Source organism: Geoglobus sp. (assembly GCF_054018175.1).
This window is the reverse complement of the sequence record NZ_JBPLZQ010000037.1, coordinates 11,598-36,992: the sequence shown is the minus strand read 5'-3', so window position 1 is coordinate 36,992 and position 25,395 is coordinate 11,598. Positions and strand designations below refer to the sequence as shown.

The window sequence follows — 25,395 nt, the reverse complement described above, 5'->3', positions numbered from 1 at the left end:
TGGCACTATTGCCAACTAGATCAGTTGAAGTCACAGTCAACTGATACGTGCCCTTGCTCAGAGTGGTTATGTCAACATAGTATACGAAGCTCGTTTCACCATTTAGAGTCACAGTTCCGTTCGTATTGGCGGTATCGTTCAGCATCCATGTGATCTGGCTAAGACCATAAGTATCAGCTACATTTATTTCCATGCTGAAGTAAAGCACATTTGCACCTTCTGTGGGTCTAATTATAGTCACTGTAGGCGCATCTGCGTCCACAGTAATACTGGTACTATTATCCAACAATTGATTACCAGAGGAGTTATCGTACACTTCGATGGGATATATACCGCTTGGCAAACTTGGTACTGTAACCGTGGTTGAAAAGTTACCGTTAGTCACTGAAACATTCACAGCAACCCAGTTACCACCAATAGAAATATTTACGCCAGTTACACCAGTGAACCCGGTTCCGTCGATTTGAATTGTGTCTCCTGGGGCAACCAGTGTTTTATCCACCGTAACAGTCCCTGCACTTGCCGTGGCCATTGCTATCAGTAGTGTCGCTAAAACCGCTATTCCTATTTTCCATACCTTACTCATACTCTCTCTACCTCCTTTTTATACGCACTTTTCCTTTCTCTTTCAGATATATATACTCTACTGTCGACTGGCGGCGAAGCTAAACTCGACACTCTCAACTCCGCCGCCACCTTGTTTTTATTAAACCAATTGCATATTTAAAACTTTTGCTATTTTTCTCCTCGCGATAGGGTTGTAAACACCCCAGAATCTCATGTGTGAGGACCAGGGTCTTCCCAGCTGCGCGCCTGAGTCGCTTTGCATTTGAGCAGTGACGATGAGATCGTGACCACTCGCAACCTGCAATCCACGCTCTCAGTCCAGGCCAGAAAAGAACATAATTAATCATCCGTTAACGGATTCAATTCGAAAAATAAAAGGAATTGACCGGCTCAATCTCCAACCTTCACCCTGTACCTCCTGCCGTCAACCTCCACGCTGAACTCTCCCGCCACCTCTCCAGCAGGTGATGGGAACGGCTCCTCCTCAACATCCCCCTTCAGGAACTTAAGCCCGGTCTGTGGGAACAGTGCGTAGATCAGCACGTCCTCGTCGCTCGGATTTTCTATTCCAGCCTCAATCAGCTCCTGCCTCCTCTTTTCAAACTCGGGTTCCAGCAGATCGGCGGGCCTCTCAGTTATCGGCTTTTCATCGCCGAGAATCAGCTTCACGATCTCCTCACTTATTGGGGCGGGAGTTCTGCCGTACATTCCCCTCACCAGGTCCTTCGTTTCCTTGGTCACCATCTTGTACCTGCCGAACAGCACGTTCAGAACGGCCTGCACTCCGACTATCTGGCTCTTATGGGTGACGAGTGGCGGGTATCCCAGGTCGGCCTGAACCCTCGGCACCTCCTCGAGAACCTCCTCGAGCCTGTCGAGGGCGTTCTGCTCCTCGAGCTGCGAAAGCATGTTGGAGAACATGCCTCCCGGAATCTGGTACCTGAGGACCCTCGTGTCGGGAATCGTGGATAGCATCTTGATGTAACCTGCGTACTTCTCCCTGAGCTTTAGCGCGTGCTTCCTTATCTCCATCAGCACGTCCATGTTCACGCCCGTCCTGAACCCGAGCTCCTCGAGCGCGTAGACGAGAGACTCTGTTGGCGGGTGGGATGTGCCCGTGGCCCATGGGGACATTGCGGTGTCGATCATGTCCGCGCCAGCCTCAACGGCTTTCAGCATGACCATTGTCGCCATTCCGCTCGTGTAGTGGGAGTGGACGTTCACCGGCAGGCCCACCTCCTTCCTGAGGGCCTTCACGAGGTCGTAAACGGCCTTCGGTGACAGCAGCCCGGCCATGTCCTTTATGACGATGGAGTCGACATCCAGAGCCGCGAGCTCGTTTGCAGTCTCGACGTACTTCTCGATTGTGTGGACAGGGGAGATGACGTAGCAGATTGAGCCCTGAACGTGCTCGGCTCCATACTTCTTCGCAGCTCTTATGGAGGTTTCGAGGTTCCTCACGTCATTGAGTGCGTCGAATATCCTGAAGAACGAGATTCCGTTCTCACAAGCTTTCTGAACGAACTTCTCCACAACGTCATCGGGATAGTGCCTGTAGCCCACCAGATTCTGTCCCCTCAGGAGCATCTGGCAGTGAGTGTCCTTAACGTACTTCCTCACGGTCCTTATCCTCTCCCACGGGTTCTCGTTCAGAAACCTGTGCATAACGTCGAAGGTGGCCCCTCCCCACATCTCGATGCTGTAAAACCCAGCCTCGTCGATGAGCTCGAGAATGGGTATCATGTCCCTCGTCCTCATCCTCGTCGCGGCGAGAGACTGGTGGCCATCCCTCAGCGTCAGGTCAATAATTCTCACGTCCTGCGCCATGTTCACTACCTCCGCGGAAACTTCGGAATGAGTAATTATTAACACTTGCGATTTGTTCCGGAAAAAATTGGATGTCGGGAGTTGTTAACAGTTAATAAAGCTTAATACTCACTCAGAATTTCTGCAACTGCGTTCACGACTTCTGCTGGACTCCTTCCGAACAGAAGCACCATGGGCTCCTTGCCCACGTCACCTCTGTGGAACACGGCATCTGGCCTTCCTCCCGCCTTCCTTATCGCACTCTCCACTCCCCAGGGAATCGTGGCCCCCTCCTTTCTCCTGACGTCCTCTGGCTCATCCCGCCTGTCGTAGCTCGAAACGACAAATCTGCCGGAAAGCAGCTCCACCAAGTCCTCGTCGAACCTGACGTTTATCACCGATCTGTAGTCCGGGAAGAAACGCATGTAGGTCAGCACGGCCCTCGCGAGGTGTCTTGAAGCTCCGAACTCGAACCTCTCTGAGCAAACCGGGCCTCTAACACCTCTCGTTATCCTCCCCTCAATGGCAATTACATCGCCCTCCGCCTTCGCGTACACTGGGGGCATCGCGTAGGCGAGGTTCATTCCCACCTCAGGAATCAGTCTCTCCATTCCCTCCAGCCTTAAGAGCTCTGAAACCGCCTCCCTCATCTCGGCGAGCATCCTCCAGGCGATTGCATCTCTCTCCATCACAGCCGTTGCATTTACGGAGTCGCAGTTCCTCCCAGCCTTAACAGCGTACCTGATTGCAGCGATTATGAACTCCTTCGCAGTCTTCACCGCATCAAGCAAATCCCTGCCGAGGGCAAGGTTTGCTGCAATCGCGGACGATAGCGAGCAGCCCGTTCCGTGGAAGCAGCCCAGATGAGCAGGGCTTTCAAACCTGTGAAACACCCTGCCATCGTAGAGAACATCCACTGCCCTGTCCCCAGTGAGGTGACCCCCCTTCACGAGGACCGCCCTACATCCTGTTTCCTCAGCGACAGTGCGTGCGACCCTCCCCATGTCCTCAACGCCATGTACTTCAACTCCGACCAGCTCCCTGACCTCGTCGAGGTTTGGTGTGACGAGAGTCGCCCTGGGAATCAGCTTCTCCTTCAGCACCTCTACCGCATCTCTGTCGAGAAGTCTCGCACCGCTCTTCGCAACCATGACCGGATCGACCACAAGCGGAAAGTCGAAGTCGTCAACGGCCTTTGCAACAGCTTCAATAACCTCCGCGTTTCCCAGCATCCCGGTCTTTGCAGCATCAACACCTGAATCCTCGGCAACCGCCCTTATCTGCTCGTAAACCACATCTCCCGGCATTACCATGGACTTGGTAACCCCAAACGTGTTCTGGGCTGTTACGGCAGTTATGGCTGAGGTTCCGTAAACCCCAAACGCCGCGAAGGTCTTCAGGTCGGCCTGAATTCCTGCACCGCCAATGCTGTCGCTCCCGGCGATGGTCATCGCAACCCTGACGTTTCGCATAACGGAAGTGGTCAAAAGTGTGAAATAACCTTTTTCCAGAGTTCGACCATGAAGGAGGTTGCAGCCTTCGAGGTAGGGATAAAGCTCGGCGCGCTCTTCCACCAGTTCATTGGAGCGCCTGTCAGCCTGAAAAACGCCGAGATTCTTGAGAAGGCTATGGAGAGCTGCGTAATGCTCCAGCCGTACGTCGTTATGGCAGAGGTGCAGATAAACAGGGAAAAGCTCAGGGAAAAACTCTCGGGCTTCGACTACTGCTCCCTCGACGGAGAGATGCTGCAGGCGAGGGTCGAGGTGGAGGTGGACGGAGAGAGGGTGACGGGAGTTCTGGAGTGGGACGAGGAAAAGAGGTATCCCCTGATGAGGCTCATTCGCTGAACTCGATCTCCATGTAGTCTCTCTCCATGAATATCGCGCTTATTCTCTTGGCCAGCTCGAACCTGACCCTTTCGTTCACCCTCTCCGACTGCAGCCCGAGACTGGAGTAGATGAACGAAAAGAGGAGCTGAGAGTTGCTGAAGAAAAGCGCGGGAAAGCCGGAGTTCAGGAAGGCCTCGAATCCGGCGCTCCCCATCCTCTCCCTGTAGCCCCTCTCCTCGAGCCACCTCCTGAAGTCGTCCATGCTCGCCCTTACCCTCATCTGACCTTCGCCCCCGGCTCGACCGGCTTTTCTGGCTCGAGCAGTACTGGCTTTCCGTCAACATCAGCCGCAAGAATCATCCCGTTGCTCTCCACGCCCATGAGCTTCGCCGGTTTTATGTTGGCAAGGACGATGACAAGCCTGCCCTCAAGCTCATCCTCGCTGTAAGCCTCGGCTATGCCTGCGACGATCTGCCTGACCTCACTCCCGATGTCAACCTCGAGTCTCATGAGCTTCCTGCTACCCTTAATCCTCTCGGCCTTCAGGACCTTCCCTACCCTTATGTCGAGCCTCGAGAACTCCTCAATGCTGATCCTCTCCTCCACGCTGCCACCCTCCTTCCCGCTTTCCTCACCCCTTTCCCTCCTCTCCGCCTCTCTAACGCGCTCCATCATGACCCTCTCAAGCTCCTCGACCTGCTTGTCGTCTATCTTCTCGAACGGCACTCTCGGCTTTGACACCCTTATGGCGTCGGGAATCTCGAGAGCGGATTCGAGCGTAGCAGCCTGCAGATCGAGACCGATCGTCTCTGCAACCCTGCTCATCGCCCTCGGAAGCACCGGATAGGCGAGGATCGCGAGGGCTCTCACGATCGCCAGGGCTGAGGCGATGACCTCCCGGGCCGCATTCTCGTCCTCCTTGATCAGGTCCCATGGCCTTGCAGACTGGAAGTAGCTGTTGCCAAAACCTGCGAGCTCCATAAAGGCGTCACTCGCTTCCTTGAACTCCCACCTCTCAATTGCTTCCTCTATCTTCTCCTTCGCAAGTCTGATCTGCTCGATGACCTCGCCATCGACCTCCATCCTGACCTCCCCGAAGTTCCTCCATGCGAAGTGCAGTACCCTGTAGATGAAGTTCCCGAGGGTCGCTATGAGCTCGTTGTTGATCTTCTCCCTGAAAACGTGCCAGGAGAAGTTGAGGTCTTTCTGGTGCGAGGTGTAGTTGACTATGTAGTACCTCAGGTAGTCGGGGCTCAGACCGGCTTTCAGGTAGTCCTCCTCAACCCACACCACGTATCCCCTGCTCTTGGAGAATTTCTTGCCCTCGATCTTGACCATCCCGCTCGCAACCACTGCGTTTGGCAGAGCGTAGCCGGCACCTTTCAGCATCGCGGGCCAGAATATGCAGTGATGGTAAACGATGTCCAGCCCTATGAAGTGAACTATCTCGGCCATACCGTCGATCCATATCTCCCTCCAGTCCTTCCCCAGCCTCTCGCACGCCTTTTCGGTGAAGCTTATGTAGCCTATGGGGGCGTCGACCCACACGTAAACAACCAGGTTCTCGTCTCCCGGGAACCTCACACCCCACTCGAGGTTCCTCGTGATGCACCAGTCCTTCAGCTCTCCCCTCACCCATTCCCTCGCGTAGTTCAGCGCGTTCTCCGTGCCCTTCAGGCTGGATATGTATTCCTCGAGGAAGTCCTTGAAAGCCGTGAGCCTGAAGTAGTAGTGCTTCTGCTTTCTGAAAACTGCTGGCGTGCCACAGATCTTGCACTTCGGCTGCAGGATTTCTCCCGGCTCTAAGTGCCTCCCGCACCCCTGGTCGCACTCATCGCCCCTCGCAACAGCCCCGCAGTAGGGGCAGATCCCCTCCACGTACCTGTCGGGCAGGAACCTGTCGCAGTTCGGGCAGTAAGCAAGCTCAATCTCCTTCGGATATATGTACCCGTTCTCGAGCAGCTTCTCGACTATTTTCCTCGTTCTCGCGTGGTGGTACTCGCTGTCGGTCCTGCCGTAGAAGTCGAACTCTATGTCGAGCGCCTCGAACACCTTCTTAAAGTGAGAGTGGTAGATGTCGACGAGTTCCTTCGGCTTTAGCCCCTGCTGCTCTGCGTTCACGACAATGGGAGTTCCGTGACTGTCGCTTCCGCAGACGAAAACCACGTCCTCCCCCTTCAGCCTCAGATACCTGACATACACGTCAGCGGGAATGTAAGTCCTGAGGTGGCCTATGTGGGCCTTACCGTTAGCGTAAGGCAGTCCGCAGGTCACGAGCTTCATGGTTGTGGAAGAGCATTGAGGGCTTAATTTAGTTTTTCATTTTCCAAGCCTCTCCACAGACATTACACAGACCAGTGGGGAACAAATAAAACGTCCGTGCTTCCAACCCTCCTTACGCCAGAATCGTTTTCTGTGAAAACCACTGCCCTCTCTGGTCTGTATGTGCTGAGAAAGCTCATAAAGCTCCTTCTAACTTTACCAAAGGACTTGACCTCCACGGGAACAATTCTGCCCTCAAAATTCAGAACAAAGTCCACCTCAGCCTTTCCCGTCGTCCTCCAGTATCTGACCTCACCGTACTTTTTGATCTCATTGAGCACAAAATTTTCGAGAAGTTTACCCTTATCCGTCCTCTGATCCAGCGGTGTGAAGTCCCCCAGTATGGCGTTTCTCAATCCGGTGTCCACAAAGTAAACTTTTTTCGCCTTTTTTATCTCGGTAACGAGGTTTCTGTGGAACGGTGGAACAAGTTCTATGACATACGTGTTGACCAGAATGCTGATGTAGTTCTCCAGCGTCTTGTAATCCATTTTCAGATCGGAACTCAGACTCGAATACTGAAGCATATCGCCGGTCATAAAGCTCAGCGCCTTCATTAAGTCTCTGAATTTCTCGAGATGCCGGACGTTCAGGAAGAAGAAGACGTCCTTTTCCAAGTAAGTTCTGTAAAGGTTCTTCAGTAACATCCTCTTTACCTGATGATCCTCCTCCCTGACGACTGCTGGAAAGCCTCCGAAAACAACATATTCACCGAGCAACTCTCCAAATTCGCTTTCAAAAGATGTTTCAGGATGTACATCCTCTCCGCGAATGAAATCAAATAGCATTTTCCGGTACTCTCTGAAAATCCCCACCAGATCCTTTGCCTTCCAGATCAGGAATTCCTCGAAATTCAGGGGAAAAAGCTCGAAGTATACTGCCCTGCCGACAAGATATTTGCCGACCTCAACTTTTATATCGAATGATCCGGAACCGGTTACGAAAAGCTTCAAATCCGGATACAGGTCAAAAAGGAGCTTTATCACCTTTCCAGCTTTTTTGCAGTACTGAGCCTCGTCTATGAAAAGAGTTTTTCCGAATCTTTTCACAAACATCTTTGGATTTTTCTCAAATGCCCTGAGCATTTCCTCATCCTCAAGCGTAACGTAATCACCATTCATTTTTTCCATCAGATGCACGAAAAGTGTCGTTTTCCCCGCCTGCCTCGGACCTTTTAGAAGGATGACTTCTCTTCTTTTCAGCCACTTCTCCATTTCCAACTCAATTATTCTTGGATAGTACTCCATAAATAATAGAGTTACTTTGGGATATTTATGCATTTTCAACTGCAATTCAGCACTGTGCAGAACCTCCCAAGGAACTCTCAAAATTTGTTAAAAAACAGAAAAGCCAGAAAACTACCTCTTTAGCACTTCTGCACCATCGCTCCTCCCGACGATCACTCCATCCACCATTTCAGCCAAAAATATCCCGTTCTCAACAATTCCCGGAATTCTCAGTAATCTCTCAAGCTCTCCCGGATTCTCGATTACTCCGGCATCAACATCAGCGATTATATTGCCGTTGTCGGATATTACGGGTCTGAGCTTGCCTTTACCCTCTCTAAGTTTGAGCAAACATCCCATTTCACCGATCTTCCGCTTAACAAACCCGTAGGCAAATTCCAGAATCTCGACCGGTACCGGCATGTTCAACCTTTCAACCATCTTGGACTCGTCAACAATCACGTAGAATTTCTTTGACGCTGAAGCCACAATCTTTTCCCTCGTTAGAGCTCCTCCGCCACCCTTGATCAGGTTGAAGTCCATGTCAACCTGATCCGCCCCATCTATGCAGATGTCCGGCTCAGGGTATTCGAGCAGGCTCGCAGTCCTTATTCCGTGTTCCACGGCAAGCACGTGGGAGTCAATTGACGACGGTACCACAACAACGTCCAGCCCCTCCCTCACCCTTTCCGCCAGCATCTCCACGAACACCCTGACTGTCGTTCCGCTGCCCAGGCCAATCACCATGCCGTCCTCCACGAACTCGAGGGCCCTCTTAGCGCAGTTGACCTTCTCAATCATCAAACCACCTCTCAAGCAGGCTGAAATCCACCCGGGACGTCATGTCGAGGCAGATGGGTGTTATTGACACGTAACCGCTCCTAATCGCGTGCAGATCCGTGCCCTCCTCAGCGCTCTCCTCCTCTATCCCGTCAATCCAGTAGTACTTCCTGCCCCGGGGGTCGAACCTCGTGTCTATCCTTGTCTTATAAAGCCTTCTGGTGAGCCTCGTAAACGCAAACTTTCCATTCCACCTCTCCGGCACGTTGACGTTCAGCACGTCAACCCCTTCCGGCAGACCTCTCTCAAGCACGAGCTTTGCAAGCTTTTCAAGCACGAGTTTCGCGTTCGAGAAGTCGGCTGGAGCGAAAAAGGACTCGAACTTGTAAGCGTCTTTCATCTCGAGGCTTATCGCGATTGCCACGCTGCCCTGCGTCGCAGCTTCAAGAGCCGCACCGACTGTGCCAGATGTCGTCACCGCCTCGGTAGAGAGGTTCTCACCCAGATTTATGCCCGAAACCACGAGGTCGGGGATGTCTCCAATTATCTCGTGAATCCCTATAATGACCGCATCTGTCGGAGTGCCATCCACTGCGTACAGATCGAGACCGTCCACCTTTACCTCGCTCACCCTTATCGGTTCCATTATGGAAATGCTCCTGCCAACACCACTCTTCTGAACGGCAGGAGTGACCACATAAACCTCTCCGAGATTTCGGAGAACATCGTAACTCGCCCTCAGGCCTGGAGAGTACAGGCCATCATCGTTCGTCAGGAGGATTTTCATGTGTTTTTGTCACACCGACCGCTAAAAAACGTTTCTCGAGGCGAGCAGAACATTGTTTAGGCAAGTTTTTTAAACTCTGAAGTTGTAATCATTATAATTAATATTATCGCAAATCGGTGAAATATATGCACATCAAAACAAAGGTGACGCTGGCGGTAACGCTCGCATTCACCGTCTTCTTCATAGTACTCACTGTAATGGTAACCGCATTTATGTCCCAGACGACGGAGGAAATTCTAAGAAACAAAATGGACAACAGGCTGCACGTCTTTGACGAGGTCATCAACGACAAGTTTTCACAGCTAACCCAAACTGCGATTCTCGCATCCGAAAGCGATTCCACATCGGAGATGCTCGAGATAGCCAAGATACACGATGTGGATTACGTTATAATATGCAGCAACAGGGGAGACATTATCAGAATCCTGAAAAACACCCCATTCGACAGCCCGGAGTTCATGTTCGATTGCGAAAAGATCGCCGAAAGTTCTGCAACTCACAGATCCCTGAAAAAGGGCTTCGTGGTTGGAGGCGAGATCTACCTGGTGGCATCATACCCCATGTACCGTCAGGGGAAGATTTCTGGCTACATCGTTGCTGCAGATGTTCTCAGCAGGGATCAGCTCGAGACGCTGAGAGAACTCGTCGGCGTGGATGTTCTCGAGTTCGTTGGAGAGAAAGTCGAGAGGAGCAGGGAGATAAGCGGGTTCTACGAGGTGAAGGACATCGATGGCGAAAACATCGGTTACTTCAGGCTCGCGTTCGTTAACACGCTCCACCCGCTTGTGACCAGGTCGTTTTACACCGGGCTGTTTCTCTCCGCTTTCATAACCATCGCCGCAATACTGGCGACAAGCATGGCCATAGACAGAAACGTGACCAGAAGGATCGAGGTCCTCAGCAAGTTCATGAGGAACATCAGAAGCAGAGGATACTACACGGGCGAGAGAATAATCCTGACCGGAGACGACGAGATTAAGGTCCTCGCAGACTCGATAAACGGCGCTCTCGAGGAGATAGAGAGGAGGGAAAACGAGCTCAGAAAGGTGAGTGAGAACCTGAGGATCGTGAACAGAATCCTCAGACACGACATACTGAACGATCTCGCAGTTATAAGGGGATTCGCCGAGCTCGGACAGAGTGAGGGGTGCAGGCTCTGCGACAGAATCGTCGAGAGAGTCGACATGGCTGCCGAGACAATACGCAGGATGAGGAGCATAGAGGACGTCCTGAAAGAGAGCGAGCTCACCCCCTACAGGGTTTCTGAGGTCGTCGGAAAGGTCATGGAGAAGTTCGACGTAGAGTGGAAGATTTCCGGTGATGGCATGGTAATGGCAGATGAGGGCATCTACTCCGTTTTCGAAAACCTCGTCAGCAATGCAATAAGGCATGGAAAAACCGACAGAGTGGAATTTGCCGTTGAAAGTGAGGGAGACTGGGTGAAGATAAGGGTGATTGACTTCGGCACCGGCATTCCCGACGATGTGAAGGGGAGAATATTCGAGGAGGGCTTCAGCACAGAAAGGAGCTTCGGACTCGGGCTGTACATCGTGAGAAAGCTCATAGAAAAATACGGTGGGGAAATCAGTGTTGAGGACAACGTTCCAAGGGGAACGGTGTTCACCGTAAAGCTGAAAAGAGCCAGAGAGGAGGGTGAAGATAAATGATGACGGAGTCATACCTCTACTCAAGGGAGAACGGGACAGTGGTGTGCAGGACATGCATGCACTACTGCAGGCTGAAGGAGGGACAGTGGGGATTCTGCAGGGTCAGGAGGAACGAGGGTGGAAGGCTCATCGTCCACAACTACGGCCTCGTCTCGGCCATAAACCTCGACCCCATAGAGAAGAAGCCATTCCACAACTTCATGCCCGGCAGCAGGGCCCTGTCATTTGGAGGTGTGAGCTGCAACTTTCGCTGTGACCACTGTCAGAACCACGAGATCAGCTTCGCTGGCCTCGACTACCCTTACCTGAGAGAGCTCAGCCCCGGGGACGTGCTGGAGATGGTGGAGAGTTCATCTGCAGACGGGATAAGCTGGACGTACAACGAGCCGGCGATAGGCCACGAGTTCCATCTGGACGCGAGCAGACTCGTCAAAAAGCACGGTTACTACGTCACCTACGTCACCAACGGGTACATGAGCCACGAGGCGATCGAGCAGTTCGACGCCCTTGATGCTGCGAACGTGGACGTGAAGGCGTTTAACGAGGAGTTCTACAGGAAGGTATGCAGGGCCAGGCTTGACAGAGTCCTGGAGTGCGTGGAGCACCTCATCAGAAAGGGAGTTTTCGTGGAGATCACCTACCTCCTCATTCCGGGGAAAAACGACGGTGAGGAGGAGCTCAGGGACTTCTCCAGCTGGGTTGCTGGAGTTGACAGAAGAGTCCCCGTTCACTTCTCCCGCTTCCACCCTGACTTCAAAATGCTCGACGTCCCGCCAACCCCCGTAAGAACCCTCGAGAGAGCGGTAGAGATTGCCAGAGGTGCAGGAATCGAGTACGTGTACATCGGAAACGTGTGGGGCCACAGGTACGAGAGCACATACTGTCCCAACTGCGGAGAGCTCCTCATAGAGCGGGAGGGCTTTTACGTGAGAGGAATCAGCCTCGATGGCGACAGGTGCCCGGCGTGCGGCTACAGGCAGAACATTATTCTTCCACGCTCCTCAGAACGAGGTAGCTCGCAATGAGCCCCAGCACGAGCATGGCGAAGGACACGCGAAGCATGAACCTGAAGCCGTAGAGGTCGGACAGTAAACCGCCGGTGATCGGGCCGAGAACCCACCCCATGCTCCAGCTTGTGGAGTAGATTCCCATCGCCTCTCCCCTTTCTCCCCTCTCGGTAATGTCGGCTATGAGGGCAGGCGCTGATACGCCGAGCATCGTCCACGACAACCCCTCGAATACCTGTATGAAGTACGCGTAGCTCTTGTCGCTGATCAGAGAGTAGGAGAGCATTACGAAGGCAAAACCGCACTGGGCCAGAAGAATTAAAGGCCTCCTTCCAATTCTGTCCGCAATTTTTCCGAGGAGGTACGCCGTAGCGAGCCCAACAGTTGCACCGAGAGTGAATATCCCTCCAACCTCGGTCCTGCTCGCCCCCAGCTCCTCCGAGATGTATATGGGCAGGACGGAGTACACCATTCCGCTCGAGATCATCAGAGGCAGCAGGGTGGCGCTTAGAACGACAGTCTTTTTCATCTCCTGCAGATCTCCAGGAAGTTCCTGTAGACCTCCTCACCGTACTGGCTGTGATACACCTCGGGATGCCACTGAACTCCGAAAACTGGTCTTGTCCCGTGCCTCATCGCCTCAACCCTGCACACCTCCGAGGTGGCGAGGAGCTCGAAGCCGTCCGGCATTACCTTGACCTCGTCCATGTGGCTCGCCCACACCCTCAACTTCTCCGGAAATCCCCTGAAAAGCTCGTCCTGGTCGAGAATCGTCACCTCAACCTCCGCATACCCTCCAACGCTGCCCCTTCCAACTTCACCGCCGAGCGCCTTTGCTATTATGTGGTGCCCGAGGCATATGCCGAGAATCGGGATGTCCAGCTCCCTCACGTATTCCATGCTCTTCCCGGACTTCTCTATGCTCGGACCTCCCCCAATTATCAGGCCGTCTGCATCAATCTCATCGACTGGAGTTGTGTTGTCTATCAGCCTGCTCTCAACCCCGAGGTCCCTGAGGGTTCTGTGGATCAGGTGATTGTACTGACCGAGGTTGTAGACGATATAGACCTTCACAGAAGAGCATGAGGTGGTTAGTTTATAAAGATTCCCTAAGGGCTCTCAGCCTCTCCTCGCACATTCTGAATAGCTCTTCAGCCTGCTCCCTGCTTATCTCTCCGCTCGCAAGAAAGCTGCCGATGTAGGGATAAATCAGGTTGTCCAGCTCCCACTGAACGCGTTTGTAGCTGAACCCTCCTTCCTCTATTTCCTTGAAGTACCTCTCCACACTCTCCCTGATTCTCGAGTAAACCCCCTCGTCCATGCAACCATCCCCTATAATTAACCTATTTATATGACTATTTCAACTTTTAGTTGTGGCAGGGGTGTCCGGATGATAGATCCGCGGTTCCTCGTTGAGATCCTCTCCCGCAACATCCAGAAGAGTGGCAACCCCATAGGAGTTGAGAACTCGAGGGTGAACACCTGGTGGAGAAGGGCCGACGTGAGCGCTGAAGGAGAGTGGCTGTTCTTCACCGGAATGATGTACCAGCTATCCCCCTACATCGAGTCGGTGGTCAGCTACCTCGAGAAGGTCGAGAGCTCCGGGCTCAGGAAGCTGATCGGGTTATCGAAGAACCTCCCGCTTCCCTTCGGAATTCTCGGAAGAATAACTTCCGAAAGCAGAAGGAAGGAATCGGAGGACATTCTGAGGAGTATGTATTCCCTCCTCTCAAACTCGGGAGTGGACGTGTTCTACAGTCCAGACCTCGACGCGTACAGCGGAATTCTTCTGCACGATCTTGGCGATGATGACGGATTCAGGAGGCACGCGATAAACGTCGCACGAGAGCTCGAAAGGTCGGGCGTGGAAAGGATCGTTACCGCTGACCCGCACACGACGTATGCCCTCAAGGTGCTCTGCCCCGAATACGCGGGTATCGAGTTTGAGGTGAAGAGCTACATTGAGCTCGTAAAGCCGGAGAAAGTCGAAGGCAACGGGGATTTCGTCATCCACGACCCCTGCTACTACGGGAGGTATCTCGAAATATCCGACAGAATCAGAGACGTCCTGAGAACGGCAGGTGTTAAATTCAGAGAACCAGAGTACTCGGGAAAGCTCACGAACTGCTGTGGTGGTCCGATTGAATCCATCTCCCCTATGATCTCCGCTGAAATAGCCAGATTGAGGATTGCAGAGCTGAACAACGGACCGATCGTAACCTCCTGCCCGCTCTGCATGATAAACCTCAGGAGGGTTGGGGGGAACGTGATCGATCTCGCTCTGGTGATCGGGCATGAAGATAGCTGAAGTGCTGAAAAGGAATGGTGTGGAGGTCGTGGTGACGGATCACGTGGCCAGAGAGGTGGAGAGATTCCGCAAAGCCCACGTGAGCACAGCGCTCAGTGCCGACGAGAGATCAGGGGTTATCTTCCTCGGCGGTCACGAGGAGAGAAAGAGGGCGGGACTCGCGGAGCACCACGTGATCGTCCTCAGAGCGGAGGACGTGAGGGATGATGTGATATCCGCGTACAACCTCGCAAAAGAGAGGTCCGACGTCATCTTCGCCTCGAGCAGTCCATCGAAGACCGCGGACATCGAGGGCAAGCTCGTCTTCGGAATGCACGGCCCGAGAAGGGTGACCGTGATACTCGAGGTGAGAGAGTGAAAGTTGAGGAGGCCGTTCAAAACCACTCGATACGGGAGGGAATACTCAGGTCGCTCGGCAACCTGAGTCAGGCAGTTGAGAGAAACCTCAGAGAGCACCCGTACCTGATAGAGTTCGCTGAGGATGTTAGGAGGGCGAAGATGCTGGTTTCGGAGGACTACGACTACTGGATCGACAGGGCGCGCAGGGTTCTGGAGGTGAACGGTGTTTTCGTGCATGAAGCAAGGGACGGCAGAGAGGCGAGAGAGATCGCAGGAGAGATAATCGGGTCAGGCAAGACGGTTGTGAAGGCAAAGTCCATGGTATCCGAGGAGATACACCTGAGAGAGCATCTCGAGGAGCTTGGCAACGAGGTCTGGGAGACTGATCTCGGAGAGCTGATCGTCCAGCTCGCAGGAGAGAGGCCGATGCACATGGTGATACCCGCGCTGCACTACTCCGAGGGAGAGGTGAGAAAAATTCTTGAAAGGATCGGAGTTTACGGAGAGAGTGCTGAAGAGCTTGCAGAGGGCGTCAGGAAGTTCATGAGGGAAAAGTTCCTGAAAGCGCACGTCGGGGTTTCGGGGTGCAACGCGTTCTCTGCTGAAACAGGAAGGATATTCCTCATAGAGAACGAGGGGAACATAAGACTGTCGACCTCCCTTCCCGAAATGTATGTGGCGCTTGTCAGCATTGACAAAATCCTGCCGGATGATGAGCTCTGCGTGAAGTCCCTGTTCGTCCAGTCGGCGTTTTTTGGCACGTTCCCTCCAGCATACATCAACGTGAACAGGAAGGTCGAGGGACAGGAAATGCACGTGATCCTCATAGACAACGGAAGGAAGGGCACGCGGTACAGAGAGCAGCTATCGTGCGTTAGGTGCGGCAGGTGTCAGCTTGAATGTCCGGTTTTCCAGCTCGCCGGAAACGTGTGGGGTGGGGAGGTCTACGGTGGGCCGATGGGGATGGTGTGGAGCGCCATCACCGGAGAGGCTCCGGAAAACGTGTTTCTGTCAACCCTGTGTGGTAAGTGCTCAGAGGTCTGTCCCGTTGGCATAGACATGCCCTCGATGATCAGGGAAATCAGAAAGAGTGTGCTCCAGCGAAAGCTCTGACTAAACAGTAATATACTCTCCCGCAGACATACACCTATGCTAACGTTCCTCGAGTTTGCCGAGCTGTGCAGTGCCGTGGAGAAGATCTCTTCAACCCTCGAGAAGACCGCAAGAATATCCGCATTTCTCAAAAAAATTGAGGACGATGAGGACCTTTACGACGTTATCCTGTTCCTGATGGGGAGGGTTTACCCTGAGTGGAGCGAGAGGGACCTCGGTGTTGGCATAGGCCTCGTTTATGAAGCCCTGAGAATTTCGACGGGTGTTGACAGGAGGACGATCGAAAACCTCGTGAGGGAGAAGGGAGATATGGGGCTCGCCGCAGAGGAGATCGTCAAGCGAAAAACCCAGACGTCTCTGTTTTCGGAAGAGCTGACGGTTCGAAAGCTTAGAGAGGTTTTCGACGAGATGAGCGGTCTGACCGGGGAGGGTAGCCAGAAGAGAAAGATAATCCTGCTGTCAGAGCTCTACATCTCCTGCACCCCCATCGAGGCGAGATACCTCACGAGGCTCATCCTGAAGGAGATGAGGCTCGGCGTCGGTGAGGGGATAGTGAGAGATGCGATCGCAAGAGCCTTCGGAATCGAGAGCGAGGTTGTTGAGAGGGCCTACATGGTCACCAACGACTACGGGAGAGTTGCGGTGGAGGCCAAGAAGGGGGGCAGAGAGGCGCTGCTATCCCTGAAGATCACGCCCCACGTTCCGGTAAAGATGATGCTCGCTCAGGTTGCCGAGAGCCTGGAGGAAGCTGTCAGGGAAATCCATCACCTCGCAGTGGAGTGGAAGTTCGACGGGAGCAGGGTTCAGGTGCACCACGCTGACGGAAAAGTGACAATATACTCAAGGAGACTCGAAAACGTCACCAACGCTCTTCCGGAGATCGTAGAGGAGATAAAGAGGAACGTCAGAGAGGGCGTGATTCTGGACGGTGAGGTCATAGCGGTGAAGGACGGCAGGCCCATGCCGTTCCAGCACGTGCTCAGGAGGTTCAGGAGGAAGCACGATGTCTCGAAGATGGTCGAGAAGATTCCGCTCAAGGTTTACTTCTACGACATAATGTACGACGGAGAGGAGATCATAGACCTTCCCCTGAAGGAGAGGAGGGAGAGGCTCCTGTCTGCGGTAAAGGAGAGTGACACGCTGAAAGTCGCAAGGCAGACCGTTACGAGGGATGCTGATGAGATAAGAAGGATATTCGACGAGGCGATAAAAGCGGGACATGAAGGGGTGATGCTGAAGAACCTCGACTCCAAATACATTCCCGGAAAGAGAGGGAAGAACTGGCTGAAGTTCAAGGCGACGATGGAGACCCTCGACCTCGTGGTTGTGGGAGGTGAGTGGGGAGAGGGCAAGAGGAGCAACCTGATAAGCTCCTTCGAGCTCGCCTGCCTCGACGAGTACGGAAACCTGCTGAGAGTTGGTAAGGTGGCGACTGGATTTACGGACGAGGACCTGGAGGAGCTGACGGAACTGTTCAGACCGGAAATAGAGTACCAGGAGGGCAAGAAGATCGTCTTCAGACCCAAGTACGTTTTTGAGGTTGCCTATCAGGAGATTCAAAAGAGCCCCAAGTACGAGAGCGGTTACGCGCTCAGATTTCCGAGGTTCGTGAGGCTCAGGGACGACAAGAGCGTGGAGGAGGCAGACACCATAGAGAGGGTGGCGAGACTTTACGAGATGCAGTTCGGAAAGCAGTAGGGGGACTCTTGCAGGTACATGAGCGTTCCTTTCACCACACTCCGCAATTAGGAAGTTTCCGAGAAAGAGATCGAATTCAGAATGGAGAAAGAGTCTGCACGGCAGAAACCTACCCGAAAATCCTCTCTATCAGCCAGTCCGCATCGAACTTGATCAAGTCACCGTACTCCTGTCCCACGCCCAGAAACAGTATGGGCCTCGAGGTAACGTAGGCAATGGAGATTGCCGTCCCGCCCTTAGGGTCTGCGTCGAGCTTCGTCAGTATGCTTCCGTCTATGCCCACTGCCTCGTTGAACATCTCCGCCCTCTCTATCGCATCGTTGCCAGCTATGCTCTCATCCACGAAAACTATCAGATCTGGCTTCGTCACCCTCTTTATCTTTTCGAGCTGATCGATCAGGTTCTTCTTGGTGTGCATCCTTCCGGCAGTGTCTGCGAGCACGAAGTCTATTCCCTTGCTTTCCGCATGCTTTATCGCGTCGAAGATTACGGCGGCGGGGTCGCTCCCCTGTTTGTGCTTGATTATCTTCACCCCAAGCCTCCTCGCATGTTCCTCGAGCTGCTCTATCGCCCCTGCCCTGAACGTGTCCCCGGCCGCAAGGACGACGGAATGACCCCTGTCCATCAGCCTCTTTGCGACCTTGGCGATGGTCGTGGTCTTTCCCGTACCGTTCACGCCCACGAACAGGACAACTACGGGCCTTTTCTCCTCGAGCCTGTTCTCAGCCCACTCATCGAAGTCAAACGCGTTCTGGTTGAGTATCTCCCTCAGAACATTCTTGAGCTCTTCGAGGACGACGTCCGACAGGCTTTCGCCAATCTTCTTCCTCCTGCCCCTCAACCTGCTCCTCAGCTCTTCTGAGATCCTGTCAACAACATCAAACGCGACATCGCTCTCAAGCAGAATCATTTCAAGCTCGGGAAGAATTTTGTCAAGCTTCGAGTCGTCAATTACGACCTCTCTCCTCAGGATCAGAGAGGCCAGCTTCTCCTTAACGTCAGGAGACTCACTTCTCTCTTCAACAGGTGTCTCGACGGACTCTGCTTCCTTGCCCTCCTTCTTCAGATCTTCTTCCGCCTCAGCGTCAACCTTTTTCCTGAACGCCGACAGCTTCTCCTTTATTGCCCTGAACATGCTACTCCTTGCCGGTGGACTTTGCAATCTCGGATATTTCCCTCTGCAGCTTCTCCATCTGGCCTGCGATCTGATTCAAAAGGTCCCTCAGCTTCTTTTCAGTTTCCTCAACGTTCTGTTTCTTGGTCCTGAGAGTCTCAATGGCGTCTTTCACTTCCTTCTCCACGACCACTCCTGCGCCCACATCGACGAGCATCTTCCTGCTGTTCTTAACGTCCACGTACGCGAATACCCCTCCGCCGAGGTTGAGGAGCGCCTCCACGTCCCCCTCTGCCTTTTCGAAGAACTCGAGGCTCTCGATGGTCCTGTTGAGCTCCTCCTTCAGGAGCTGAACCTCAACTATCCTGGCCCGAATTCCCTCCGCTTCCTTCCTGAGCTCTTCAAGAAAAATAAGTCTCTCCTGGATTGCCCTCTCCACTTCCGTCATTCACTGACCCTTACACTCTCGATTTTAATAAGGTTTCTCTTCACCTTGTGGTTGCTGCCGATGAGCGAGTAAACCTTCTCCACCGCAAACCTCTCGTTGTGCGCCTCCACGACCTTCCTGAAAGGCATCCACACCATCCCGTTCCTGAACTTCCCGCTAACCTCGAACTTCACCACCATCACCTCACAAAAATCCGAGAGCTTCCTCAATAACACCCAGCTCAAATCCCGTCGTGTCCCTACCGGCAACATAGCCCTTGGAGTTCGCCACCACACCTGTCCCAACCATCTCGCTGCCGAAGTTAACCGTGCCCTTAACCGGCTCCACGCCGAGCACTTCCTCGACTCTCTTCATCTCCCAGTCATTTGCGTTTGGGTTTACGAGAGCTCCCCTGTTTGTGACCACCGCCGACATCCCGACGGTCTTTATTCCGCCTATGGTCCCCTGAACCACGTCAACGTCCAGGAAGTCAGATATCTTCTCCATTAGCTCAGGACCGAGTTCAGGGTGCACTATCGCGCCCCTGTCGTTCAGAGCTATCACGTTCCCCATGCAGGTGATCTCCGTGTCAAGGACGAGAACCTCCACGTTTCTCCAGAGCGCCTCAAGCTCTTTCCTGAGGATGTTTCTGCTTACCACTGCACCCCTGGAATTCATCGCCATCATTGCACCAACAAGTTCAGAACCGCACACAGTGGTCCTCACAACGTCGACTTCAAGCTCCTCCGAAACCTGCCGCTCAACCCTCTCATCCCTGACCCCGATGACTGCGAGCGACTCGCTCGCCCTGATGTAGAGCCCGATCAGTGGGTTTCCGTGTATTACCGCTGTCTCCGGCATGTCACTCTACGAGTTCTGCCTCTACGATCCCGTCATCGAACTTGACGGCCCTGACCCTTATCCTTGCGGGAACCTTCTTTCCGCCCCTCTCCCAGATCTTCTCGTTAATGCTCGCGTCAATCCTGATGTTCTCGGGCTCAGCCTTCATGTGCCTGCTGAGGAAGTTCCTGACGTACCTCACAGCCTTCTTCGCCCTGAGCCACCTGGGGTACTTCTTCATCTTCTGTCTTAGACCTATGGTATAAACCCTCTCAACCTCAACCTTCGCCATGGCCAACACCTCACACCTTCAGCTTCCTGGCTCTCCAGTGCCTCCTCTTGGGGCTGTAAATCACCTTCCTGTTCGTCTTGAGGGTCACCCAGATGGGGGCCCTCCTGTTCTGCTTGTAGAATTTCGCGAGCCTCCTCTTAACACCAACCGTCTTCTTCCCCATTCAGACCACCTACTTTCTGATGATTTTAGTTTCCCTTCTCTGGGGCATGGCCCTCCTCAAAATCTCCTTGAGCATCTCGTCACTAATCTTGCTCCTGAGCCTGCCCGACTGGGCAAGGGCTATGAGCTGATTCTCAACAGCCTCCGCAACCTCAGGGTGGGCAAGCCTGATTCTCGTGAGCCTTTCCCTCGCCTCGGGTTCAAGAATCGCCCTTAAAATTGCCTTTTTCTGCTCCTGAATTTTTCTGGCCATCTCCTCCTGTCTCGCAAGCTCCTCGAGCTCCCTCTGCCTCTGCGCCTGCAGCTCCATGAGCTTCCTTCTCCTTATCTCCTCTAAGTCGTCCATGAACTCTCACCTCACTGGAATTTGGTTTTAAAGATAAAAAAGTTTTTCAGTACTTTGCGAGGGCCGGAATCTCCTTTTCGAGCTCTTTCTTGATCTCCGCCGCAACCCTGTCCAGGAACGACCTCCCCTGCGGGGTTACGACCCTGCCCTCCTCAGTCCTGCTGACAAATCCTGCTTTCTCCAGCTGCTGCAGTGCCTTTCTCACTATCGAACCGCTTCCCTTCCTGAACTTCTCTGGCTTTACTCCCCTGTTCTTCCTTCCGCCGTATGCAGTTCTGAGCCTCTCTATCCCCACAGGACCGTTCACGTAAACCTTCCTGAACACCGCCGCAACCCTGTAGTACCACCAGTCCTCCTGCTCCGGGCTCCTTTCCTTGTGCACTCCCGTTTTCACGTAGCTCACCCAGGCGGGTGGCTTGAACTCCTCCATCTCCTTGAGCCTCTCCGCGACTCTTTCAATCAGCATGTTAGCGGGCACATCATACACCGTCGCCATCCGTCAACACCTCTTGAAAGTCAGAACAAAACCCCTAAAATCAACAAGCTCGCCGTTAACCTTCTCGGCAATCTCCATAGCAAGGGACTTCCTGTCGGCACCACCCATCGTTATGTTCCTGAAGTTCCTCAGCATCCTTACCTTCACCACTCCCCTCTTCTCGAGGATAGTGTTTATTTCCCTGATCAGGTTATCGTTAATCCCCTTTTTTCCAACGTTGATCGTGATGACCCTGTCGCTCATGCGTTCCACAATAAACATGTGGTTTTAAAAATTTTGTGTAGGGGAATTCAGCTCCCTGCACCTTCAGAACTCCGAAAGCCATAAATTCACCGAATTTTCAAGTTAGAAACATGCTCGGGTATCTCTATCCCCTCAGGACCTATCTCGTTGTCGCCGGAACGATCGAGAACCCCAACCCCATGACGGCTGACTGGGTCGTTCCGCTGAGCTTCAACCCGCCGATGCTCGGTGTTGCGATAGGAAAGACAAGGCACACGAGGAAGCTCATAGAGGAGCAGAAGGACTTCGTAATTGCCGTGCCAACTGTGGAGCTGCTCAGAGACGTGTGGGTTGCCGGAACCGTAAGCGGGGCTAAGGAGAGGAAGGCAGGCAGAATGAGCGTGACTTTCGTGGAGTCGAAGGAGGTCAAGGCTCCCTCCATCAAGGAGTGCCAGGCCAACCTCGAGTGCAGGGTTGTTAAGGAAGTCGAGACGGGAGACCACATCTTCTTCGTTGGGGAGATAGTCAACGTGACCCATGGAGATGCGTTCTCCGACGGTAAACCGGACACTAAGAACTACAGGTTCCTGATGCACGCATTTACGGGCTCGAACTTCACCTACCAGAGTGACGAAATTCTTAAACCCTGACACCAACTTTTTTACATGAACCCTGCCAAGGTCTTCTCGGGCATTGCGCTGATATTCCTCGGGCTAATGCTCTACTCACTCTCCCTGATTCCCGCTGACAGCGTGGACTTCGCCGGAATCATCATGATCGGACCATTCCCCATAGTCGTGGGAAACAGCGCCGGACTTATGGTCGCAGTCCTGCTCATCGCAGCGATGCTCGTAATACTCACACTATCGGCGAGGTGGTAGCATGCTCGAGTACATCGCCATTGCGATGATCGTTCTCGGCGGTTACCTGCTAATCACGGGACTTAGGGAGGGTGCGGAGGAAAGGTACGCTCAGCTTCCGGAAAAGCACATGTGGGCGGAGGCAGGCCCGGAGTATGCGGAAAAGTACGGGAACGAGGGATTGGCCAGCGCAGAGGACGAGAGAAAGGTGGAGGTCAGGGGCGGAGGGGTCGTGCTCATAGGCCCAATTCCGATAGTCTTCGGGGATTCGAAATACGCTGTCTACGCGCTCGTCCTGTCAATCGTGCTCATGCTCCTTGCAATAGCATTCATGGTGAGAGCATGATGGAGGAGAGGATATACTACTTCGAAAGACCCGGTAAGGAAAACACGGAGAATGCCGTCAGACTTGCGATAGATAGGGCCGTGGAAAGGGGGATCAGGCACATCGTTTTTGCGTCCTCAACCGGCTATACCGCGAGGAAGGTTCTCGAGCATGCGAGAGGCAGAGATCTGAACCTGGTCTGCGTCACATACCACACTGGCTTTTACGAGGAGGGAAAGAACAGCATGGACGAGGACACCGAGAGGTTTCTGATGGAGAGCGGAGTCAGGATAGTCAGGCAGAGCCACATGCTCAGCGGGGTGGAGAGGAGCATCAGCAGGAAGCTCGGCGGGGCAAGCAGGGTTGAGGCAATTGCCGAGGCTCTGAGGGCTCTCTTCGGACACGGGCTCAAGGTGTGCGTCGAAATCGCAATTATGGCCGCAGACAGCGGAGCGATACCGATAGAGGAGGTTGTGGCGATAGGAGGGAGGGGCAGAGGTGCTGATACAGCCGTAATCATCAGACCGGCACACATGAACACGTTCTTCAACATGGAGGTGAAGGAGATAATCTGCATGCCGAGAAACAAGAGATAACAAAACCTTTTTACATTTCCACGACAGATAGGAGAACGATGGATAGCCAGGAGGTCAAAACCTTAGAGCAGTTCTTCTCATCACTGAAGGGGTTCAGGACCCTGATAAGGGTGGACAACCCGGTAATACCAGTGACACTCACGCTGAACTACGTAATCCCACAGTTCGGCCAGGAAAACGTCGTCCTCATATTCCTCTCAAAGAAAGACAGGAGGCTCTTCGAAATTGTCAGAGAGCAGCTCGGGATTGAGTGTGACATTGAAACCCACGACATCTTCGTTCACAAGGACAGGGACATAGTTCCATCCAAGATCGTTCTTGAAAAGCTGAGGAGACTGATGAACGAAAGAGGTGACAGAGCAGTCGTTCTCTTTGGTCTTCCGACATTCGTGTTCTTCTACGGCAGAGAGGGAATAGTGAATCTCTCAATCCTCTTCGACCTCATACCCGACAGCATCACCCTGATAAGCTTCTGCCTCACAGAGATCGTAGACAGGGCGACGACTTCGTACCAGAAAAGCCTCTATGACGTCCTTGCGAACATACGAAAAACTGACGAGCACCCGGACAGGTACGTGTTCGAGATCGAGCACTCCGCGCTGCAAAATCTGACCAACAGAATAGGGTACATGATAACCCAGGGACTCGAGATCAGAGAGCTTGTCATGAAGTCCAGAGAGGAGTACCTGTAGTGCGATAACATTTTTATTTTCATTCCTTCACTTCAGTAAGGATGCTGGAGAGACTGAGGCACATAACAAAGCTCGATCCCGACAGGGAAAATCCTCCGGAGCTCATAAAGGCTGTTGCGGAGAGCGGAACAGATGCGGTGATGGTTTCCGGCACTCAGAACGTTACATTCGAAAAGGCAAAGAAGCTCTTCGACGAGATAAGGGAGTACGGACTCCCCACGATTCTCGAGCCATCTGACCCATCAAATGTCGTTTACGAGGCGGACTACATCTTTGTCCCGCTCGTACTGAACTCCGCAGACGGTGAGTGGATCACCGGAAAGCACGCTAAGTGGGTGGAGATGCACCACGACAGGCTCGTGGAGTTCAGGGAGATGCTTGACTCGAAGGTCATCATGGAGGGGTACATAGTGCTGAACGAGAATTCGGCGGTCGGAAAGGTTACGAGGTCGAAGTGCAAGCTGTCACCGAAAACTGCTGCGAGCTACGCTGTCGTTGGAGAGGACATGCTCAACCTCCCTGTGATCTACATCGAGTACAGCGGAACCTACGGGGATCCGGGCGTCGTTAGGGAGGTCAAGGCCGTTCTCAGGAGGGCAAGACTGTTCTACGGAGGTGGGATCGACGGCAGAGACAGAGCGAGAGAAATGCTGAGATACGCGGACACGATTGTGGTCGGGAACGTCATCTACGAGAAAGGTGTCGAGGCCTACCTTTCCACGATACCATGAAAAAGCTCAGGGCGATCTGGGAAGTTACAAGGCTCGAGCACGGATTTATTTACGGACTCGGGGTTGTTGCGGGGGTCTTCATATCTCTCGGATACCTCGACCTCAGGCTGTCGATCTTCGGTTTTCTGACGGCGCTCTTCCTCCAGGCGTCCGCATTCGCCCTGAACGACTACTATGATTACGAGGTGGATGTCGCCAACAGGCGTGTCGATCGCCCCCTCGTGAGGGGAGACCTGAGCAGAGGAGAGGCCCTGCTCGTGGCCGTGCTTTTCGCGCTACCAGGCTTCGCCTTTGCACTCTACATATCATTTACAGCGTTCATCCTGGCCCTTGCCATAACGCTGTTCGGCTACGCCTACGACGTGAAGCTGAAGGAGTACGGTCTCGCGGGGAACATCTACATAGCATTCTCAATGGCCGCCCCCTTTGTATTCGGAGCCATCGTAGCCGGAAACGTAAACCTCGAGGTCTGTGTGCTATCTCTGATAGCCTTCCTGTCGGGACTCGCGAGAGAGATAATGAAAGGAATCGAGGACGTGGAAGGTGACGCTCTAAGAGATGTCAAGACAGTTGCGAGAGTTCACGGGACGGAAGTTGCTGCAAGGGTTTCAGGAGTGCTGTTCGTGCTGGCGGTGATGATGAGCCTGCTCGTCCTGACGATTCCGGAATACCTCGACTTGAAGTACATCGTACCCGTGTCAGTCACGGACTACATCCTGCTGTCAACATCCCGCAAGCTTTTAAAGGGGGTAGAGAGGGAAGAGATTGGCAGGCTGAGGAGGAACACCATGCTCGCCCTCGCTGTGGGGCTCCTTGCCTTCCTCCTCGGAAGTACGTGAGGTG

At 53.4% G+C, this 25,395-nt stretch carries 34 protein-coding genes; 14 read left to right on the top strand and 20 right to left on the bottom strand.

The features are described from left to right. From ACXJJC_RS03125 to ACXJJC_RS03115, 3 genes are all read right to left on the bottom strand, one after another. Nucleotides 1-586: Ig-like domain-containing protein (locus tag ACXJJC_RS03125; protein ID WP_456369368.1), on the bottom strand; the 586-nt coding region annotated here is incomplete at its 3' end. 371 nt (nucleotides 587-957) lie between these two features. Next, entirely contained in the window at nucleotides 958-2,394 is a 1,437-nt protein-coding gene (locus ACXJJC_RS03120) for a pyruvate carboxylase subunit B (RefSeq protein ID WP_456369367.1), read from the bottom strand. Between the two features lie 101 nt (nucleotides 2,395-2,495). Continuing rightward, entirely contained in the window at nucleotides 2,496-3,845 is a 1,350-nt protein-coding gene (locus ACXJJC_RS03115; RefSeq protein WP_456369366.1) for a bifunctional hydroxymethylpyrimidine kinase/phosphomethylpyrimidine kinase, read from the bottom strand. A 48-nt stretch (nucleotides 3,846-3,893) separates the two neighbouring features. Here ACXJJC_RS03115 and ACXJJC_RS03110 point away from each other — a divergent pair, with 48 nt between their 5' ends. Then, nucleotides 3,894-4,220, top strand: coding sequence for a dihydroneopterin aldolase family protein (locus ACXJJC_RS03110; protein WP_456369365.1), 327 nt, complete (start codon nucleotides 3,894-3,896; stop codon nucleotides 4,218-4,220). On the opposite strand, the gene ACXJJC_RS03105 is transcribed toward ACXJJC_RS03110, so the two are convergent. The 5 genes from ACXJJC_RS03105 to surE all read right to left on the bottom strand — a co-directional run bounded on the left by ACXJJC_RS03105 (nucleotide 4,210) and on the right by surE (nucleotide 9,317). Continuing rightward, nucleotides 4,210-4,482, bottom strand: a complete 273-nt coding sequence (locus ACXJJC_RS03105) for a hypothetical protein (RefSeq protein WP_456369364.1) — start codon at nucleotides 4,480-4,482, stop codon at nucleotides 4,210-4,212. The two genes, ACXJJC_RS03110 and ACXJJC_RS03105, sit on opposite strands and share 11 nt — an antisense overlap. Next, entirely contained in the window at nucleotides 4,479-6,485 is a 2,007-nt protein-coding gene (metG, locus tag ACXJJC_RS03100) for a methionine--tRNA ligase (RefSeq protein WP_456369363.1), read from the bottom strand. The genes ACXJJC_RS03105 and metG overlap by 4 nt, the downstream gene beginning before the upstream one ends. 62 nt (nucleotides 6,486-6,547) lie before the next feature. Beyond that, nucleotides 6,548-7,771 (bottom strand): ATP-binding protein, encoded by a 1,224-nt coding sequence (locus ACXJJC_RS03095; protein WP_456369362.1) that lies wholly within the window; start codon nucleotides 7,769-7,771, stop codon nucleotides 6,548-6,550. Nucleotides 7,772-7,882: 111 nt separating this feature from the next. Then, the gene (gene rpiA / locus ACXJJC_RS03090) at nucleotides 7,883-8,551 is read right to left on the bottom strand and encodes a ribose-5-phosphate isomerase RpiA (RefSeq protein ID WP_456369361.1); all 669 of its coding nucleotides are present in this window, start codon (nucleotides 8,549-8,551) and stop codon (nucleotides 7,883-7,885) included. Then, nucleotides 8,544-9,317 carry a 5'/3'-nucleotidase SurE gene (gene surE / locus ACXJJC_RS03085; protein WP_456369360.1) on the bottom strand — a complete coding sequence of 258 codons (774 nt, stop codon included), beginning with the start codon at nucleotides 9,315-9,317 and terminating at the stop codon, nucleotides 8,544-8,546. The genes rpiA and surE overlap by 8 nt, the downstream gene beginning before the upstream one ends. Nucleotides 9,318-9,442: 125 nt before the next feature. On the opposite strand from surE, the gene ACXJJC_RS03080 reads away from it, so the two are divergent. Together ACXJJC_RS03080 and amrS are read left to right on the top strand one after the other, a co-directional pair. Next, complete coding sequence (locus ACXJJC_RS03080) at nucleotides 9,443-10,984, top strand: HAMP domain-containing sensor histidine kinase (RefSeq protein WP_456369359.1); 1,542 nt, start codon at nucleotides 9,443-9,445, stop codon at nucleotides 10,982-10,984. Continuing rightward, the gene (gene amrS, locus ACXJJC_RS03075; protein WP_456369358.1) at nucleotides 10,981-12,009 is read left to right on the top strand and encodes an AmmeMemoRadiSam system radical SAM enzyme; all 1,029 of its coding nucleotides are present in this window, start codon (nucleotides 10,981-10,983) and stop codon (nucleotides 12,007-12,009) included. The genes ACXJJC_RS03080 and amrS overlap by 4 nt, the downstream gene beginning before the upstream one ends. On the opposite strand, the gene ACXJJC_RS03070 is transcribed toward amrS, so the two are convergent. The 3 genes from ACXJJC_RS03070 to ACXJJC_RS03060 are packed head-to-tail and all read right to left on the bottom strand — an operon-like array spanning nucleotide 11,969 to nucleotide 13,312. Further along, nucleotides 11,969-12,520: an MFS transporter gene (locus tag ACXJJC_RS03070; protein ID WP_456369357.1), complete on the bottom strand. Its 552-nt coding sequence runs from the start codon at nucleotides 12,518-12,520 to the stop codon at nucleotides 11,969-11,971. The two genes, amrS and ACXJJC_RS03070, sit on opposite strands and share 41 nt — an antisense overlap. After that, nucleotides 12,517-13,065 (bottom strand): GMP synthase subunit A, encoded by a 549-nt coding sequence (locus ACXJJC_RS03065; protein WP_456369356.1) that lies wholly within the window; start codon nucleotides 13,063-13,065, stop codon nucleotides 12,517-12,519. The genes ACXJJC_RS03070 and ACXJJC_RS03065 overlap by 4 nt, the downstream gene beginning before the upstream one ends. 22 nt (nucleotides 13,066-13,087) lie before the next feature. Then, a complete protein-coding gene (locus ACXJJC_RS03060) occupies nucleotides 13,088-13,312 on the bottom strand; it encodes a pyruvate carboxylase subunit B (protein ID WP_456369355.1) in 225 nt (74 codons plus the stop codon). Nucleotides 13,313-13,381: 69 nt separating this feature from the next. Between ACXJJC_RS03060 and ACXJJC_RS03055 the strand changes: the two genes are divergently transcribed. The 4 genes from ACXJJC_RS03055 to ACXJJC_RS03040 are packed head-to-tail and all read left to right on the top strand — an operon-like array spanning nucleotide 13,382 to nucleotide 17,449. After that, nucleotides 13,382-14,299 carry a (Fe-S)-binding protein gene (locus ACXJJC_RS03055; protein ID WP_456369354.1) on the top strand — a complete coding sequence of 306 codons (918 nt, stop codon included), beginning with the start codon at nucleotides 13,382-13,384 and terminating at the stop codon, nucleotides 14,297-14,299. Further along, nucleotides 14,286-14,657 (top strand): LUD domain-containing protein, encoded by a 372-nt coding sequence (locus ACXJJC_RS03050; protein ID WP_456369353.1) that lies wholly within the window; start codon nucleotides 14,286-14,288, stop codon nucleotides 14,655-14,657. The genes ACXJJC_RS03055 and ACXJJC_RS03050 overlap by 14 nt, the downstream gene beginning before the upstream one ends. After that, nucleotides 14,654-15,751, top strand: a complete 1,098-nt coding sequence (locus tag ACXJJC_RS03045) for a LutB/LldF family L-lactate oxidation iron-sulfur protein (protein WP_456369352.1) — start codon at nucleotides 14,654-14,656, stop codon at nucleotides 15,749-15,751. The genes ACXJJC_RS03050 and ACXJJC_RS03045 overlap by 4 nt, the downstream gene beginning before the upstream one ends. 36 nt (nucleotides 15,752-15,787) lie before the next feature. Continuing rightward, nucleotides 15,788-17,449 (top strand): ATP-dependent DNA ligase, encoded by a 1,662-nt coding sequence (locus tag ACXJJC_RS03040; RefSeq protein ID WP_456369351.1) that lies wholly within the window; start codon nucleotides 15,788-15,790, stop codon nucleotides 17,447-17,449. A 109-nt stretch (nucleotides 17,450-17,558) separates the two neighbouring features. On the opposite strand, the gene ftsY is transcribed toward ACXJJC_RS03040, so the two are convergent. From ftsY to ACXJJC_RS02995, 9 genes are read right to left on the bottom strand one after another with little or no spacing between them, the layout of a single operon-like run. Next, the gene (ftsY, locus tag ACXJJC_RS03035) at nucleotides 17,559-18,584 is read right to left on the bottom strand and encodes a signal recognition particle-docking protein FtsY (protein ID WP_456369350.1); all 1,026 of its coding nucleotides are present in this window, start codon (nucleotides 18,582-18,584) and stop codon (nucleotides 17,559-17,561) included. Nucleotide 18,585: 1 nt separating this feature from the next. After that, nucleotides 18,586-19,011, bottom strand: coding sequence for a prefoldin subunit alpha (pfdA, locus tag ACXJJC_RS03030; protein ID WP_456369349.1), 426 nt, complete (start codon nucleotides 19,009-19,011; stop codon nucleotides 18,586-18,588). Further along, nucleotides 19,008-19,184 (bottom strand): 50S ribosomal protein L18Ae, encoded by a 177-nt coding sequence (gene rpl18a / locus ACXJJC_RS03025; protein ID WP_456369348.1) that lies wholly within the window; start codon nucleotides 19,182-19,184, stop codon nucleotides 19,008-19,010. Before rpl18a ends, pfdA begins: the two co-directional genes overlap by 4 nt. Before the next feature lie 10 nt (nucleotides 19,185-19,194). After that, complete coding sequence (locus tag ACXJJC_RS03020; RefSeq protein ID WP_456369347.1) at nucleotides 19,195-19,851, bottom strand: translation initiation factor IF-6; 657 nt, start codon at nucleotides 19,849-19,851, stop codon at nucleotides 19,195-19,197. A 1-nt stretch (nucleotide 19,852) separates the two neighbouring features. Then, the gene (locus ACXJJC_RS03015) at nucleotides 19,853-20,122 is read right to left on the bottom strand and encodes a 50S ribosomal protein L31e (protein ID WP_456369346.1); all 270 of its coding nucleotides are present in this window, start codon (nucleotides 20,120-20,122) and stop codon (nucleotides 19,853-19,855) included. A 10-nt stretch (nucleotides 20,123-20,132) separates the two neighbouring features. After that, complete coding sequence (locus ACXJJC_RS03010) at nucleotides 20,133-20,285, bottom strand: 50S ribosomal protein L39e (RefSeq protein WP_456369345.1); 153 nt, start codon at nucleotides 20,283-20,285, stop codon at nucleotides 20,133-20,135. Nucleotides 20,286-20,294: 9 nt separating this feature from the next. Then, the gene (locus tag ACXJJC_RS03005) at nucleotides 20,295-20,630 is read right to left on the bottom strand and encodes a DNA-binding protein (RefSeq protein WP_456369344.1); all 336 of its coding nucleotides are present in this window, start codon (nucleotides 20,628-20,630) and stop codon (nucleotides 20,295-20,297) included. 46 nt (nucleotides 20,631-20,676) lie between these two features. Further along, a complete protein-coding gene (locus tag ACXJJC_RS03000) occupies nucleotides 20,677-21,126 on the bottom strand; it encodes a 30S ribosomal protein S19e (protein ID WP_456369343.1) in 450 nt (149 codons plus the stop codon). A gap of 3 nt (nucleotides 21,127-21,129) precedes the next feature. Next, nucleotides 21,130-21,369 (bottom strand): YhbY family RNA-binding protein, encoded by a 240-nt coding sequence (locus ACXJJC_RS02995; RefSeq protein ID WP_456369342.1) that lies wholly within the window; start codon nucleotides 21,367-21,369, stop codon nucleotides 21,130-21,132. A 110-nt stretch (nucleotides 21,370-21,479) separates the two neighbouring features. Here ACXJJC_RS02995 and ACXJJC_RS02990 point away from each other — a divergent pair, with 110 nt between their 5' ends. The 7 genes from ACXJJC_RS02990 to ACXJJC_RS02960 are packed head-to-tail and all read left to right on the top strand — an operon-like array spanning nucleotide 21,480 to nucleotide 25,391. Further along, nucleotides 21,480-21,998: a flavin reductase family protein gene (locus ACXJJC_RS02990; protein ID WP_456369341.1), complete on the top strand. Its 519-nt coding sequence runs from the start codon at nucleotides 21,480-21,482 to the stop codon at nucleotides 21,996-21,998. A 15-nt stretch (nucleotides 21,999-22,013) separates the two neighbouring features. Beyond that, the gene (locus ACXJJC_RS02985) at nucleotides 22,014-22,229 is read left to right on the top strand and encodes a TIGR00304 family membrane protein (protein ID WP_456369340.1); all 216 of its coding nucleotides are present in this window, start codon (nucleotides 22,014-22,016) and stop codon (nucleotides 22,227-22,229) included. Nucleotide 22,230: 1 nt separating this feature from the next. Further along, nucleotides 22,231-22,554, top strand: a complete 324-nt coding sequence (locus tag ACXJJC_RS02980; protein WP_456369339.1) for a TIGR00304 family membrane protein — start codon at nucleotides 22,231-22,233, stop codon at nucleotides 22,552-22,554. Continuing rightward, on the top strand, nucleotides 22,554-23,129 hold the full coding sequence (locus ACXJJC_RS02975) for a pyruvate kinase alpha/beta domain-containing protein (protein ID WP_456369370.1): 576 nt from the start codon (nucleotides 22,554-22,556) through the stop codon (nucleotides 23,127-23,129). Before ACXJJC_RS02980 ends, ACXJJC_RS02975 begins: the two co-directional genes overlap by 1 nt. A gap of 38 nt (nucleotides 23,130-23,167) precedes the next feature. Next, a complete protein-coding gene (locus tag ACXJJC_RS02970) occupies nucleotides 23,168-23,821 on the top strand; it encodes a hypothetical protein (RefSeq protein WP_456369338.1) in 654 nt (217 codons plus the stop codon). A gap of 41 nt (nucleotides 23,822-23,862) precedes the next feature. Beyond that, entirely contained in the window at nucleotides 23,863-24,552 is a 690-nt protein-coding gene (locus ACXJJC_RS02965; RefSeq protein ID WP_456369337.1) for a phosphoglycerol geranylgeranyltransferase, read from the top strand. Further along, nucleotides 24,549-25,391 (top strand): UbiA family prenyltransferase, encoded by an 843-nt coding sequence (locus ACXJJC_RS02960; RefSeq protein ID WP_456369336.1) that lies wholly within the window; start codon nucleotides 24,549-24,551, stop codon nucleotides 25,389-25,391. The genes ACXJJC_RS02965 and ACXJJC_RS02960 overlap by 4 nt, the downstream gene beginning before the upstream one ends. Nucleotides 25,392-25,395 lie beyond the last annotated feature (4 nt).